General features: G+C 71.4%; 15 protein-coding genes. 10 read left to right on the top strand and 5 right to left on the bottom strand.

Annotation, left to right across the window (positions count from 1 at the left end):
- Positions 1-26: 26 nt before the first annotated feature.
- Positions 27-557, bottom strand: coding sequence for a GNAT family N-acetyltransferase (locus tag ACFVU9_RS04600; protein WP_387589860.1), 531 nt, complete (start codon positions 555-557; stop codon positions 27-29).
- Positions 554-1,519 (bottom strand): hypothetical protein, encoded by a 966-nt coding sequence (locus tag ACFVU9_RS04595; RefSeq protein WP_387589857.1) that lies wholly within the window; start codon positions 1,517-1,519, stop codon positions 554-556. The genes ACFVU9_RS04600 and ACFVU9_RS04595 overlap by 4 nt, the downstream gene beginning before the upstream one ends.
- A gap of 761 nt (positions 1,520-2,280) precedes the next feature.
- On the opposite strand from ACFVU9_RS04595, the gene ACFVU9_RS04590 reads away from it, so the two are divergent.
- The 4 genes from ACFVU9_RS04590 to tgmC all read left to right on the top strand — a co-directional run bounded on the left by ACFVU9_RS04590 (position 2,281) and on the right by tgmC (position 5,232).
- Positions 2,281-2,472, top strand: a complete 192-nt coding sequence (locus ACFVU9_RS04590; protein WP_387589854.1) for a hypothetical protein — start codon at positions 2,281-2,283, stop codon at positions 2,470-2,472.
- A gap of 359 nt (positions 2,473-2,831) precedes the next feature.
- On the top strand, positions 2,832-3,143 hold the full coding sequence (gene tgmA / locus ACFVU9_RS04585) for a putative ATP-grasp-modified RiPP (protein WP_387589851.1): 312 nt from the start codon (positions 2,832-2,834) through the stop codon (positions 3,141-3,143).
- Entirely contained in the window at positions 3,140-4,090 is a 951-nt protein-coding gene (gene tgmB / locus ACFVU9_RS04580) for an ATP-grasp ribosomal peptide maturase (protein WP_387589848.1), read from the top strand. Before tgmA ends, tgmB begins: the two co-directional genes overlap by 4 nt.
- Entirely contained in the window at positions 4,087-5,232 is a 1,146-nt protein-coding gene (gene tgmC, locus ACFVU9_RS04575; RefSeq protein ID WP_387589845.1) for an ATP-grasp peptide maturase system methyltransferase, read from the top strand. The genes tgmB and tgmC overlap by 4 nt, the downstream gene beginning before the upstream one ends.
- 111 nt (positions 5,233-5,343) lie before the next feature.
- Here tgmC and ACFVU9_RS04570 read toward each other — a convergent pair whose 3' ends face one another.
- Complete coding sequence (locus ACFVU9_RS04570; protein WP_380436757.1) at positions 5,344-7,302, bottom strand: ABC1 kinase family protein; 1,959 nt, start codon at positions 7,300-7,302, stop codon at positions 5,344-5,346.
- A 54-nt stretch (positions 7,303-7,356) separates the two neighbouring features.
- Entirely contained in the window at positions 7,357-7,905 is a 549-nt protein-coding gene (locus ACFVU9_RS04565; protein WP_387589842.1) for a hypothetical protein, read from the bottom strand.
- A gap of 312 nt (positions 7,906-8,217) precedes the next feature.
- Here ACFVU9_RS04565 and ACFVU9_RS04560 point away from each other — a divergent pair, with 312 nt between their 5' ends.
- The 4 genes from ACFVU9_RS04560 to ACFVU9_RS04545 are packed head-to-tail and all read left to right on the top strand — an operon-like array spanning position 8,218 to position 10,940.
- Positions 8,218-8,331: a lasso RiPP family leader peptide-containing protein gene (locus tag ACFVU9_RS04560; protein WP_380436753.1), complete on the top strand. Its 114-nt coding sequence runs from the start codon at positions 8,218-8,220 to the stop codon at positions 8,329-8,331.
- Positions 8,332-8,356: 25 nt separating this feature from the next.
- Entirely contained in the window at positions 8,357-10,159 is a 1,803-nt protein-coding gene (locus ACFVU9_RS04555; protein ID WP_387589837.1) for an asparagine synthase-related protein, read from the top strand.
- A gap of 32 nt (positions 10,160-10,191) precedes the next feature.
- The gene (locus ACFVU9_RS04550) at positions 10,192-10,449 is read left to right on the top strand and encodes a lasso peptide biosynthesis PqqD family chaperone (RefSeq protein WP_359973877.1); all 258 of its coding nucleotides are present in this window, start codon (positions 10,192-10,194) and stop codon (positions 10,447-10,449) included.
- The gene (locus tag ACFVU9_RS04545; RefSeq protein WP_387589834.1) at positions 10,446-10,940 is read left to right on the top strand and encodes a lasso peptide biosynthesis B2 protein; all 495 of its coding nucleotides are present in this window, start codon (positions 10,446-10,448) and stop codon (positions 10,938-10,940) included. The genes ACFVU9_RS04550 and ACFVU9_RS04545 overlap by 4 nt, the downstream gene beginning before the upstream one ends.
- On the opposite strand, the gene ACFVU9_RS04540 is transcribed toward ACFVU9_RS04545, so the two are convergent.
- Complete coding sequence (locus ACFVU9_RS04540) at positions 10,934-11,635, bottom strand: hypothetical protein (protein WP_387589831.1); 702 nt, start codon at positions 11,633-11,635, stop codon at positions 10,934-10,936. The two genes, ACFVU9_RS04545 and ACFVU9_RS04540, sit on opposite strands and share 7 nt — an antisense overlap.
- A 232-nt stretch (positions 11,636-11,867) precedes the next feature.
- Between ACFVU9_RS04540 and ACFVU9_RS04535 the strand changes: the two genes are divergently transcribed.
- Both ACFVU9_RS04535 and ACFVU9_RS04530 read left to right on the top strand, forming a co-directional pair.
- Entirely contained in the window at positions 11,868-12,926 is a 1,059-nt protein-coding gene (locus tag ACFVU9_RS04535; RefSeq protein ID WP_380436744.1) for a polyprenyl synthetase family protein, read from the top strand.
- Positions 12,927-12,976: 50 nt separating this feature from the next.
- A complete protein-coding gene (locus ACFVU9_RS04530; RefSeq protein WP_387589960.1) occupies positions 12,977-14,521 on the top strand; it encodes an acyl-CoA carboxylase subunit beta in 1,545 nt (514 codons plus the stop codon).
- Positions 14,522-14,526: the final 5 nt, after the last annotated feature.

The following is a 14,526-nucleotide window of genomic DNA, read 5'->3' as shown; positions in this document are numbered from 1 at the left end:
GTCTGGACGGTCATCGAAGTCCCGCACTACCGAGGCCGGATCATCGCAACAAGCGGCGGCGCTTGAGGAGACGGCTGGACCTCGTTGATGGCCTCGTATCCCCATGTCTCGTAGAGGGCCAAGACCTTGCCGTCACCGGCTGCGGGATTGACCATCAAGGTGACCTGGGGCTCGGTACGGCCGGACAGCAGCTCGTCGTGGATGCGCCTGGCCACCCCGGTCCCCCGCCACTGGGTGCGGACCCCGATCTCCTTGAGGGCGAGTGTCGGCAGAGCGGCCACCTCAGCAGGCAGCGGCTTGATCATCCGGGTCCACCAGCGGTCGCCTTCCTCGATGGTGTTGCCGTAGGCGTACCCGATCGGGACCTCGCCGGCGTAGCCGAGGACGAGTTCGAAGCCGGGCTCGCTGGCGTGGCGGCCGAGGCGCTCGGCGAAGGCGGCGACGCGGTAGTTCGGCAGGTGGAGGAGCGGGGCCCGCACATCCGCGTACGCCTCGATTAGCCTCGTTCGAGCTTCCTCGGTCAGCTCGCGATAGTGCTGCAGCTCTATGTCGATCACGCCTCGGTCCTCCTGAGATCGCTGCTGTAGTCCTGCCACGTCCGCGCGGCCGTGCTGTCTGCCGCTCCCCCGAACAGATCTGCTCCGAACCGGTCCAGCATCCCAGCAACACGTGGATGCTCGGCAAGACTGGCCGGGATGCCTGTAGCGGTCGTTACCGCCGGTTCCAAGTCGCCCTGGCCAAGTTGAGCCCTGGCGAGGCGCGCGGTGGTGATCGCCCGCGATCGCTGCATATGCGGTCGCAGCAGAGCCAGGCTCCGATGAGCGCATGCTTCGGCGTCCTCATACCTGCCGAGAGCCAGGAACGCCGCAAGGGAAAGCGATTCGAGCTCGGCGTGGTCATAGTGCGCGGTCAGCCACATGGGCCTGGAGACATTCGCGTCAGCGCGAGAAAGGGCTTCCTGGGCGCGCCCGATGGCGTGCCGAACGGCGTTGTGGTCACCAGTCAGGCCGTGGATGGCGGCGTGCCGGGCGTGGCCGAGAGAGGCGAACATCGGGTCTCGCCGGGTGATCGACAGTCGTCGTGCCACGTCATTGGCAGCGAGCGCGTCCGCAGGACGGCGCATGTGGCGGTAAAGGCTCCCGGCGTGCGACCAGATTCGGAATTGGATGGCCTGGTCGCCGGACATGGATGCGAGGCTGGCCGCGCGAACATGGTGCCGTGCGGCAGCGTCGAAGCGGCGACCGTCAATGGCCGCCCACATCGCGGAGGACATGAACGCAGCAGCGCACCCGTACAAGTGCTGCCGGACCCGCTGACTCGCCGATCCGGATTCTTGGAGAGCCAAGGCCTCGTCGGCGAAAGCTACGGCCTGGTCCTCGATGCTGCGACGGCCCCCATGTCGGTGATCGCTAGCGATGACGTCTGCGAACCTCGCGGTGATTCTCCCGACATCGCTGGTGCCGAGCCGGTGCGGGGCAGTGATGCCTGCGGGAGTAGCGGCGCCGATGGCGGCGGCCATGAACGATCGCCTGTTCACATCTGTCTCCGGTGCTGGTCGGCTCGTGCCGGGTTGCACAAACCCGAGGTCTGGACCAGTACACCCGAATACCGCCTGAAGCGCGGCCCTCATCTTCCCCGGCGGCCAAGCTGACTTACCTGTCAGCCAGTTGTGAACCGTACGCTCTGATACGGTGCCTGGCCTTCCGGTGAGGCGTTCGATCTCGGCATTCACTTCGCGTGCCAGCCCAGCCTGCGTCAGACCGAGCCGAGCCATGTGGTGCCGGAGCAAAAGGTTGCCCTCCATGTGCCGACCGTATCCGCTCTATCACCCTTCGCACATGCCGCCAGGTAATGGGCTCGTCAAGTTTTCCGGTGGCTGCCGGGTGCGCACGTGCCAACTCTTCCTCACAGGTAAGCAGTTGATGCCAGTTCACTGAATGCAAGGCGCTCCGCAGGATGAGTTGGACATCTCGACCCGGGGGTCTGCAGAGCACTACCGGCGGCGGCTTTGCGGTGTCCGCGAGGACGACACCAAGCCTCCGCACCAACTTCCGTTCAAGCGACCTGGAGCACTCATGGCGACTACCGAGCGTCCCCCCGACGTCCCGAGAGCCGCGAACGCCACCTCTTCGAAGGCCGCGTGCGTCGTCTGCGCGGCGTTCGACCGCATCGCGGATGCGGAGATGCGTAGGAAGTACCCGGAGGCCCGGCTGCCCGGCGTGTTGGCGGAACTCGAAAAGATCCGCGCTCGGCACGTGGCAGCCTGTCGGACGGTGGCCCATGTCTCTGCATGAGATCGCGCTGCGAAAGCAGGAACCCGCCGCCGACGCCGACGAGTGTCCTTCCTGCCTATGGTTCGAGGACCTCGAACGCCAGCACACGGAGCACCCGACGATCCTGCGCAAGGTCGCCAAATGGCGCGCTCTGCACCTGGAGCACGACGAATGCCTGGCGGCGCACGATGACGAATGACCCGGAGTCCCCGCTCCCGCCCTGGACCAACTTCCTTGGAGGTCCGATCCGGTACGACGAGCGCGACGAGGTCGGTCCGCCCGTGCGCCCCCTCGAACCGGTGACCGAGTCGCCGACCCTCCAGCGACTTCGGGCTGAAGTCCGGAAGATCAACAGCCGTAATTGGAGGGCCTAACGCGCCCGTGGTGGTTCTCCGGCGCCGGTACTACTCGGGCCGGCCGCCGATCGACGCGAGAGCGCCCCTCCCCCTAACCGCGCCGCTGACGAACTCGCGCGCCCACAGACTCCGCCCACATTGCCACGGTTGCCGCACCTACCGGGCGGCCCCAGAAGCACCACCTACAAGGAGGTACAACCTCATGTTCGTCCACTCCGATCGGCTCCTCACCGGGAGCCCGCTGCCCACCGGCGTCACCACGGCCGTGCCGTGGGGCGTCCGCAGGATGGCGCCGTACCCGGTGTTCTCGCCCGGATACGCCCGCGTCGAGATCGACCCCTCCACCCAGGCCGGTCGCTACTTCGACGCGACCGGGGCGGTCATGGAGATGCCCGGCCACGGCACCAGCACCGGTACCAATCCGCCCACCAACACCGGCAACCCGTCCGACGGCTCCGGCGGCGGCGGGGCCGGCGGCGGCGACCAGGACACGGGGAACGACGGCGATCAGTGACCGACGTCGGCCCGGTGCTGGTCGTCACCATCAAGGACGACCCCACGACCGACCTGGTGATCGTCGAGCTGCACGACCGGGGCGTCCCGGTCGTGCGGCTCGACTCCGGGGACTTCCCCCACGCCTTGTCGGTCGCGGCCACGATCAGCTCCGACGGCGTCGAGGGCTCGATCACGACGCCGTCCCGAACTGCCGACCTCTCGAAGGTCCGGTCCCTGTACTACCGGCGCCCGTCCGGGTTCGCGTTCCCGCACCTCGACGAGCAGGACGCCCGCTTCGCCGTCACCCAGGCCCGGTACGGCCTCGGCGGCATCATGGCGTCCCTTCCCGGCTGCCTGTACGTCAACCACCCGCACCGCATCGGCGACGCCGAGTTCAAGCCCTCCGGGCTCGCCGCCGCAGCCGCAGCCGGTTTCTCGATCCCTCCGACACTGATCACCTCGGAACCGGACACCGCGAGGGCGTTCATCAAGCGACACGGCCCTGTGATCTACAAGCCGTTGTCGGCACCGCTCTACCGCGTCGACGGCATCTCGTGCACCGTCGAGGTCGCAGAGGTGACCGCGGACGAGATCGACGAGGCGGTGGCCGGCACCGCCCACCTGTTCCAGCAGCGCGTCGACAAGGTCGCCGACGTCCGCGTCACCGTCATCGGCGACCAGGTCTTCCCCGTCCGGATCGACTGCGACCTGCTGGACTGGCGGACCGACTACAGCAAGCTCACCTACTCCGTCGCCACCCTGCCGCCCGGCGTCACCGAGGCCCTGCACGCCTACCTCGCCCACTTCGGGTTGGTCTTCGGCGCTTTCGACTTCGCGGTGGACCGGCAGGGCCGATGGTGGTTCCTGGAGTGCAACCCGTCCGGTCAGTGGTACTGGCTGGAGCCCGAGACCGGTCTGCCGATGCTCACGGCGATGGCCGACCTGCTGGAGAGGAAGACCGGATGACCCCGACCACCGGCGACAGCACCCGCCTCCGCCGCGAACTCGCCGATAGCCTGGCCGAGCGTGGGTTCCTGCGGACCGAACCGTGGCGCCACGCCGTGGAGGCCGTGCCCCGCGAGGAGTTCCTGCGCGGCGGCTTCTTCGACGTCGTCCCCGGCTCCGCGCCGACCGCCTGGAGCCCGGTCTTGCCCGACTCGCCGGGCTGGCTCGGACAGTGCTACCGGGACGAATCCCTGGTCACCCAGGTCGCCGGAACGATCGTGCCCGGCGACCTGCGGGGCGAGATCATGCGGGCCCCCACGTCCTCCAGCACCATGCCGAACCTGGTCGTGCGTATGTGGGAGAACCTCCAGGTCGAGGACGGCCACCGGGTCCTCGAAGCGGGCACCGGCACCGGTTACTCCACGGCGCTGGGCTGCCACCGCCTCGGCGACGGTCAGATCGTCTCCGTCGAGGTCGACCCGGAGGTCTCCGCGCGGGCCGGGATCTCGCTGGGGGCGTGCGGCTTCTTCCCCGAGCTCGTCGTCGGTGACGCCCTGACCGGCCACGCCGACGTCCGCCCGTTCGACCGGGTCATCGCCACCTGCGGCGTCCTCGCCATCCCGCCCGCGTGGATCGAGCAGACGAAACCGGGAGGGCTGATCCTGGCCACCGTGTGCGGCTGGATGTACTCCTCCGAACTCGCCCGACTCACCGTCCGGAAGGACGGCACCGCTCAAGGGCGCTTCCTGAACGGGCAGATCTCGTTCATGCTCGCCCGTCCTCACCTGCCTCCGCCGCTCGGGCTGCTGCCCGATCTGAACATCGGAGACGAACGCGGCGCCGTCCACGGGGCGGACGTCCTGGACGACTGGACGGCCCGCTTCGTCGCCCAGGTGGCAGCCCCGAGGTCCCAGAAGATCACGCTGAATGTCGACGGCCGGGATCAGCACGTCCTCATCGACGTCGAGGCCGGCGCCTGGGCAGTACTCACCCGGGACGGCGAGAAGTGGACCGTTCGCCAGGGCGGGCCGGCCCGCCTCTGGGACGCCGTCGAGGAACACCTGACGCGGTGGCTCACCGACGGCTCGCCGTCCCTGGACCGCTTCGAGATCACCGTCACCCCGGACGGCCAGACGATCACCTGGCCACGCCGACCGAGCTGAGGCGGGCCGCCGGACCCGTATCCCCGGTCGGCTGATTCCTGCGGCTTCGGCCCGATGAGAGGGCCCCTGCGCCCGGGAGATCCCGGGCGCAGGGGCCACGGCCCTATCAACTCACCGTCTGTGCTTGGGGCCGATCATCAGGAAGAGCACCCGCATCACCAGCACCGAGCTGATCACCAGCAGGTTGTAGCCGAAGAGTTCGAACAGGCCGAGTCCCTTGCTGAGCATCGGCCCGCCGCCCGTGCGCAGCAGCTGTACGCCGACCAGGCCGATCACTCCGCCAAGGAAGGCGAGCAGGATCTCGTGGACCAGTGAGCGCAGGAAGCGGCGGTCCTCCGGGTCGGCGAACATCCGCACGCCGACGGTCAGTTGGCCGCCCTCGATGGCGGCGCCGATCCGCTCGACCCGGCGGGGCAGCCGGCGCAGCATCGGGACCAGGCCGAGGAGTTCCTCCGCCATGCTGCGGCCGAGCGTCTCGGGCTTGAGCTTGCGCAGGTGCTGGGTGACGGCGAAGGAGCGGGCCTCGGCGACGATGTCGAAGCCCGGCACCAGGCGGTCGAGCGAGCCCTCCATCGTGGCGAGCGCGCGGAAGACGGCGGCGATCTCCGGCGGCACGTTGATGCCGTGCCGGGCCACGATCGCGAACAGGTCGGCGAACATCTCGCGGTCCGGCTTGACCCCCGGGGCGAAGTGCCGGGCGAGGAACTGTCCGACGGCACGCTCCAGTTGGCGCTCGTCGATGTGCTCGGGGTGGACCACGAGCTCGATCAGCGCGTCGGACAGGCCGCCCGGGTCGCCGCGGTGCAGGGCCAGCAGCATGCCGCGCAGGGTGGCCCGCAGGGAGCGGTCGATCCGGCCGACCGAGCCGAAGTCGAGCATGCCGAGGGTGCCGTCGTCGAGCAGGAGCAGGTTGCCCGGGTGCGGGTCGGCGTGGAAGACGCCGCTGGTCATGATCTGGCCGAGCAGGCACTCCAGCAGCGCGCCGGCCAGCGCCTTGCGGTCGAGCCCGCGCTCGTCGAGCACCTTGGGGGCGCTGTGCAGGGGGATGCCCGTCATCCACTCGCTGACCAGCACCCGCTTGCCGGTGAGCCGCTCGTGCACCTCGGGCACCCGGACCATCGGGTTGCCCCCGGCCTGCTCGATGGCCGCGGCCACCGCCATCGTGTTGCGGGCCTCGATGCGGAAGTCGAGCTCCTCGTGCACCGAGACGGCGAAGCCCTGGGCCAGCGCGACGGCGCCGACGCTGCGGCCCCACTCGGTGTGCTGCTCCAGGCGCTCGGCGAAGCGGTAGAGGATGTCCAGGTCGTCGACGACGATCTCGCGCGCGCCGGGCCGTTGCACCTTGACCGCGACGTGCTGTCCGTCGGGCAGCCTGGCCCGGTGGACCTGGGCGATCGAGCCGGCCGCGTACGGCTTGGTGTCGAACTCGGCGAACACCTCGTCCGGCGCGGCGCCCAGTTCCTCGCGCAGCACCTGCTCGACGGACTCCCAGGGCTCCGGGGTGGCCTGGTCCTGGAGCAGGCTCAGCTCGGCGATGAACTCGGGCGGCAGCAGGTCGTAGCGGGTCGACATCACCTGCCCGAGCTTGACGAAGGTGACCCCGGCCTCCTCCAGCGCGAGCCGCAACGAGGCCGCCAGCACGGCCCGTTCGGCGGCGGCGCCCGGCCCGCGCCGGGTGCGCCCGCTGAGGAACCGGCCGAGGCCGTGCCGGACGAATATCCGGCTGAGCCGGCCGTAGCGCCGGGTGCGGGCCACCTGGCGGCGCAGCGAGCCGGGCAGCCGGGCGAGTCCGCGCATCGGGGACGAGGGCAGCAACACCTCGGTGGCCGCCAGGAAGAGCATGGCGACGACCAGCGAGACCCCGATCTCCAGGGTCACCAGGGCGAAGGGCTGGACGTCGCGCAGCGGGTAGCTGACCAGACTGCCGCTGGCCAGACCGACCGCGCCGGTGGCGATCGCGCGCCCCTTGCCCAGCCGGACCCCGAGCAGCCGGCGCGCGCCCGAGGCGAGGCCGGTGACGAAGACGAACAGCGACAGCGCCCCCAGCAGGACGATCGCGGCAGCGCTCATGGTCGCTCCTCCGCAGTCCGCTCGCTCATGCCCGCTCCTCCGCGATCCGCTCGCTCATGCCCGACGGCGCCGGCGCGAGGCGTAGTTGACCGTCACGACGGCGAGCAGCGGCCCCCACAGCAGCAGCGGCATGTAGAGCCAGCCCATGACAGCCCGGTGCATGCCCTTGAGGTTCTCGCTGTCGACGCTGTCCCACACGGCGGCCTGACTGATCGTCACGGCGGTGAGGATGGCGGCGCCCAGCAGCGCGGCCGTCACGGCGGCCCAGGTGCGGACCTGCTTACCACCGATCAGCGGCAGCCAGCGCGGGGCGACGATCCCCCAGTCGCGGACGAGTCCGAGGGTGAGCAGGGCGGCGCCCTCCTGGAGCACGCAGATGGCGGGCAGCACCAGGTAGCCGTTGCCGGGGATGCCGTAGTCGTGGCGCAGCACCTCCGTGCTGTACCCGACGGGCACGCCGATGGCCATCGCGAGGCGCCAGAGGGTGGAGGGCAGGGCGATCAGCGGCACCGCGTGTGCGACCCAGACCGCCCAGCGCGGCGGCGGGGGCGTGCCGTCCAGGGCGGCTCCGGGGGCCAGGACTCGGCTGGCTTCGATTGTCATATGACACTGCCAATCAGATCGTCAGGTGCATGCTGGCCATAAATCGTATGGCGCTGACCTGTGCCTTTCCGGTGGCACTGACAGCTTGCTGCCAGGATCCGGCCACCCGTGCACCATCCGATCACATGTCCACTCACTGCCAGCCGATCTTGGAATTCCCGGCGGAATTCCGCGTTCCCCGGCACTTCAGGCCAACGCCGTTGAGCAGCCGCCCGTTCGGGCCAAGACTCTTCGTCGGGGAAACACCCCTGAGGAAACTCCTGAGGGAACTCCGGACGATCCCTGCAATCCCTCCCGAGAAAGGAAGAAAACATGTCAAAGAAGCAGTACGAGACCCCGGTTTTCGAGTCCGCCGGAACGTTCCGCGCCGTCACCGGCTGGAAGGGAATCTTCAGCTGGGATTTCTTCCACGGCCAGATCATGTGACCGCCGGAAAACTGGAGCTGATGTGATGTCCGGCCACGGCACACCGTTCTTCTTCGCGTTCCCAGACAGCGCGGCCGCGTGCGCCGTGGCCCGGCGCCTGTGCGCCGACCGCCCGGAACTCGATGTCATCCCCCACGCCTCCGGGCGGCCCTGGATCGTCGGACACTGGTCCGCCGGGGAGCTCCTGGTCGTCCGGTCCCCCCACCTGACGGTCGCCCTGATCGGCACCTTCGGCGTCACCGCGGCCGACCTGGCCCGGCGGGTCGCCCCGGTGCGCGAGCCGGCCGGCCTGGACCGGCTCGGGCTCGAACTCCCCGGACAGTTCCACCTGCTGGCCGCCACCGACGGCGCGATGAGGGTCCAGGGCACCGCGTACGGCACCCGCCGGATCGCCTGGACGAGGATCGCGGGCGCCGTCGTCGCGGGCGACCGCGCCGCCGAGCTCGCCCGGTTCGCCGGCGCCGGGCCCGACCTCACCTCCGTGGCGCTGCGGCTGCTCAACCCGCTGCCGGCGCCGTTCGCCGACCGCGCCATGTGGCACGGCGTCCGGCCCGTCCCGCCCGGCCACTGCCTGGAGCTGCGCGAGGGGCTGCCGCCGAGGCAGCGGCGCTGGCACCGGCCGCCCGAGCCGGTCCTGGGCCTCGCCGAGGCGGCCCGCGACGTCCGGTCGACGCTGACCGAGGCCGTCGCCCTGCGCACCGCGGACTCCGGCCTGATCAGCGCGGACCTCTCCGGCGGGCTCGACTCCACGTCGCTGTGCTTCCTGGCCGCGGGTAGCCCGGGGAACCCGAAGCTCATCGCCTGCACCGCCACCGGCGACGAGTCCGAGAACGACGACGGCCACTGGGCCCGGCTCGCCGCCGAACGCCTCGTGGACACCGAGCACTTCCTCGCCCCCGCCTCCGAACTCCCGCTCTTCTACAGCGGGGCGATGAACGACGGCGGCCGGCACGACACCCCGGTCGGGATCGTCGTCAGCCGCGACCGGGTCACCCACTTCATCGAGCGGATGGCCGAGCGGGGCTCCCGGCTGCACCTGACCGGAAACGGCGGCGACCACCTGTTCCTCGGCAGCGCGGTCGACTACCACGCCCTGCTGCCCACCCGGCCGCTGCTCACGCTCGCCGCCCTGCGCGGCTACCGCACCCTGTTCGGCTGGTCCCGCCGCGCGGTCGCGGGCGCACTGCTGGACCGCCGCTCGTACCGGAGGAGCTTCGCGGCCCTGACCACCCGCTCCTCCGGCTCCCTCGACCCGGGCCGCCCGTCCTTCGGCTGGCTGCACGACCCGGTGATCGCGTCGTGGTTCACCCTCGACTGCCTGGAACGGGTCGAGCAGGCCCTGGCCGAGGCCGCCCCCACCGTCGAACCGCTCGCGGCGACCCGCGGCCGCCACCACGACCTCGCCGGCATCCACGCCGGCACCCAGGAGATGCGCGGCCTGGAGGAGATGGGCCGCCTGGCCGGCGTGCCGGTGGCCAACCCGTACTTCGACGACCGGGTCGTCGACGCCGCACTGGGCGCCCGCCCCGAACTCCGCGCCACGCCCTGGGCGTACAAGCCCCTGCTGGTCGAGGCGATGCGCGGGATCGTCCCGGACCGCAGCCTCGCCCGGCGCACCAAGGGCGACGGCTCGCCCGAGGCGACGCTCGGCCTCTACCGGCACCGCGAGGAACTGGCGGCGGTCTGGGAGGACAGCGCGCTGGCCCGGGCCGGCCTGGTCGACCCGGACGCGCTGCGCCGCCTCTGCCGCACCCCCGGCTCGCCCGAACTCGCCTACAACCCCCTGACGTCCACGCTCGCCTGCGAGGCCTGGCTCCGCACCGCCTGAGCACCGACGACCTGCCGAACGGAGAAGCACCGATGAAGCTGCGCAACCACGAACACCTCACCGTGGCCGAGACCGAGTACGGCGGCGTCCTGCTCGACGCCAGGATCGGCCAGTACTGGCAGCTCAACCCCACCGCCACCGTGGTGGCCCGCACCCTGCTCGACGGCGGGTCGGAGGCCGACGCCGTCGACGGCCTCACCGAGGCCTTCGACGTCGACCGGGAGCGGGCCGCCGCCGACGTGGCCGCCCTGGTCGACGGCCTGCGGGAGGCCGGGCTGGTCGCGCCGTGAGCTTCACCTTCGCCCTTGAGCAGGACCGGAGCCAACGCCCGCCGCTGCCCAGGCGATTGGCAATCCGGACGGCGGTGGGCCTCGCCCGGCTGCTCGTCCTGCTGCCCGCGCACCGGCTCCAGCGCGTGCTGGCCGTACTCAGCCGCGGCTCCCGGCCCGCCGGCGCGGACGAGACCGGGGCCGTACGGGACGCCGTCCTGGCCACCAGCCTCGCCATGAACGGGCTGCGCAGCTGCCTGCCGCGCTCGGTCGCCGTCACCCTGCTGTGCCGCGCCCGGGGCAGTTGGCCGACCTGGTGCGTCGGGGTGCGCACCGCGCCGCCGTTCACCGCGCACGCGTGGGTGGAGGCCGAGGGCCGGCTGATCGGGGAGAAGGGCCGCCACGACAGCTGGGCGCGGCTCCTGACGGTCGCCGCGCCCAGCCCGCACACGAATTCCGGAACGTCCGGAAAGTCCGGAGAATCCGCGAATTCAGGGAAATCGGGTCACTGACAGCTGTGCTGCCAGTTCCACCCGATGAAGGTGTGCCGGGTCTCGGTCTCGAAGCGGCAGGTGGCGGTGCCGTCCGCATTGAGGTCGATGGACGAGTGCATGGTGTTCGCGTACCAGGCCCCGGTCACGTCGAATATCCCCTTGTAGGTGAATTCGGCGTCGGCCTGGGTGTGCGAGACGGTGCAGTCCGCGGTGCAGTCGGTGTTCTTCGTCGCGGACTTCAGGGACCAGCCGGCATTCCACGGCTCGCGGTTCCACTGCTGGGTCGCGTCGGTGTTCGCGGCGCTGATCCGGGTGCCGTCGGTGGCCCACGACGAGGTCGTGTACAGACCGGTCATCCGGATGTTGCAGCAGTCGTACCACTCGCTGGCGCTCTTGAACCGGCGTGTGGTGCCGGCCTCCGCAGCGGCCTGTGCCGAACGGGCCGAACGGGCCGCGACGGCGCCGGACTTGGCCGGGACGAGCCTGACCTCGCCCAGCACCGGCTTGCAGTCGGCGCCGACGGACACCTGCTGCTGCACGGCCATCCCGGCCGGCGGGGCCGGCAGGGCGCCGGTCAGCTTCAGCTCGCCGCAGTCCTTCGCGGCCGGGGCCGCAGCCGCCCCGGTCGCGGTGGTGGCGGCGGTGGCCGGGGCGGCCGTCAGCGCGAGGGCGCCGGCGGCGAGGGCCGCGGCGAGGGCTATTCGGGTGCGCAATTGTCCGTGCCTTCCTGGTGGGTGATCGCCAGGGAGCGTAAGCGGCGGGCGTTCGTGGTCGGCCGGTCCGCGGAAATCTTGGCAGGAAGCTGACGATTCCCTGGTCAAAACGCCCGCGACGGTCCTAGTGGCACCTTCCTGACAGCGCTGTTGAACACCGGTGCGCACCCGTTCGAAGCTGGCGCACGATCCCTTGAATCCAGCGCGGCGCGGCCGCGGAGGAGGTTTCCGCATGACGGCCGGACAGACGTACGAAGCCGTGGCCGTCACCGGCCCGGGCACCACCCCGGAACCGTCCGCCGCCGAGCTGCTCGATCGGCTCGAACTCGCCGAACCCGAGTTCGAGAACCGGCTGCGCGCGGCACTGGCCGGGGCCGAGGAGTGGCTCCAGGCCAGCGCCCACGACGCCCTGGACCCGCGCATCGGGCCCCTCACCGGCCACCTCGCCGCCGCCGGCGGCAAGCGGCTGCGCCCGCTGCTGGTGCTGCTCGGCGCGGAGTTCGGCGACCCGTGGGCGCCGGGCGTCCCGCAGGCGGCCGCGATCGCCGAGCTCGTCCACCTCGCCTCGCTGTGCCACGACGACGTCATGGACGGCGCCGCCACCCGGCGCGGCATCCCGAGCGTGCACGCCCGCTGGGGCGAGCGCGCCGCCGTGCTCAGCGGCGACTGGCTGCTCGCCCGCGCCGCCCAGCTCGCCGCCGACCTCGGCCCGGCCGCCGTCCACCTGAACGCCCGCACCGCCGGGCGCCTGGTCTCCGGCCAGCTGCGCGAACTCACCGGCCCCGGCCCCGACGTGGACCCGGTGACCCACTACTTCCACGTGGCGGCCGGCAAGACCGCCGCCCTGCTGTCGATGTCGCTGGCGATCGGCGCCGTCCAGGCCGGCGCGCCCGCCTCCGCCGCCGCCGCGCTCACCGAGTACGGGGAGCAGCTCGGCATCGCCTTCCAGGTCGCCGACGACCTGCTGGACCTGCGCCGGCCGGCCGAGCTCAGCGGCAAACCGCGCGGCACCGACCTGCTCGCCGGCGTGCCGAGCCTGCCCGTCCTGCTCGCCCGCGAGGGCGCCGACCCGGCCGATGCCGAACTGCGCGCCCTGCTCGCGGCCGGTCCCGTGCCCGCCGCCGACGTGCCGCGCGCACTGGAACTGTTCGAGCGCTCCGACGCGCTCGCCGAGACCGAGGCCGTGATGCACCGCCGCCTCGACCGGGCCCGGACCGCGCTGGACACCCTGCCCGACCTCCCGGCCCGGCGCGCCCTCCTCGCCCTGTGCGAGCACCTAGCCCTCCGCTAGCCCTCCGCCCCCGCTGACGCGGGCGTACCCAAGGAGCCCCCCTCATGACCATGGCCGCCCGGGTCGCCGAACTCGACCTGATCCGCCGGGACGTCCGGCACGGGCCGAGCGAGAAGGCCACCGAGGCCCAGCACGCGAAGGGCAAGCTGACCGCCCGCGAGCGCATCGACCTGCTCCTGGACGAGGGCTCCTTCCACGAGGTCGAGCCGCTGCGCCGGCACCGCGCCACGGGTTTCGGCCTGGAGGCCAGGCGCCCGTACACGGACGGCGTGATCACCGGCTGGGGCACCGTCCACGGCCGGACGGTCTTCGTCTACGCGCACGACTTCCGGATCTTCGGCGGCGCCCTGGGCGAGGCCCACGCGCAGAAGATCCACAAGATCATGGACATGGCCCTGGCCGCGGGCGCGCCGCTCGTCTCGCTCAACGACGGCGCCGGCGCCCGCATCCAGGAGGGCGTGACCGCCCTCGCCGGCTACGGCGGCATCTTCCAGCGCAACACCCGGGCGAGCGGCGTCATCCCGCAGATCTCGGTGATGCTCGGACCGTGCGCGGGCGGCGCGGCGTACTCGCCCGCGCTGACCGACTTCGTCTTCATGGTCCGCGAGACCTCGCAGATGTTCATCACCGGCCCGGACGTCGTCCGCGCCGTCACCGGCGAGGAGATCACCCAGAACGGCCTCGGCGGCGCCGACGTCCACGCCGGCACCAGCGGCGTCGCGCACTTCGCGTACGACGACGAGGAGACCTGCCTCGCCGAGGTCCGCTACCTGCTCTCCCTGCTGCCGCAGAACAACCGCGAGACCCCGCCCGCCACACCCGCCGGCGACCCGGCCGAGCGGCGCAACGACCGCCTGCTGGAGCTCGTCCCCGTCGACGGCAACCGCCCGTACGACATGCGCGCGGTGATCGAGGAGCTCGTCGACGACGGCGAGCACATGGAGGTCCACGAGCGGTGGGCCACCAACGTCATCACGACCCTGGCCCGGCTCGGCGGCCAGGTGGTCGGCATCGTCGCGAGCCAGCCGCTGCGGCTGGCCGGCGTCCTCGACATCAGCGCGAGCGAGAAGGCCGCCCGCTTCGTCCAGCTCTGCGACGCCTTCTCGATCCCGCTGGTCACCCTGGTCGACGTGCCCGGCTTCCTGCCCGGCGTCGACCAGGAGCACGGCGGCGTCATCCGGCATGGCGCCAAGCTGCTGTACGCCTACTGCAACGCCACCGTCCCGCGCATCTCGCTGATCCTGCGCAAGGCGTACGGCGGCGCCTACATCGTCATGGACTCCCAGTCGATCGGCGCCGACCTCACCTACGCCTGGCCCTCGAACGAGATCGCCGTCATGGGGGCCGAGGGGGCGGCCAACGTCGTCTTCCGGCGCCGGATCGCCGACTCCGACGACCCGGTGACGATGCGCCGGCAGCTCGTCAAGGAGTACCGGGCCGAGCTGATGCACCCGTACTACGCGGCCGAGCGCGGCCTGATCGACGACGTGATCGATCCCGCCGAAACCCGCGCCACCCTGATCCACGCCCTCGCCATGCTGCGGACCAAGCACGCCATCGGACCGGCCCGCAAGCACGGCAACCCCCCGGTGTAAGCGAA

The organism is Kitasatospora sp. NPDC057936, assembly GCF_042887525.1.
Taxonomy (GTDB): Bacteria; Actinomycetota; Actinomycetes; order Streptomycetales; family Streptomycetaceae; genus Kitasatospora.
Note: the sequence above shows the minus strand (reverse complement) of the source record. Positions and strands in the feature narration are given on the sequence as shown.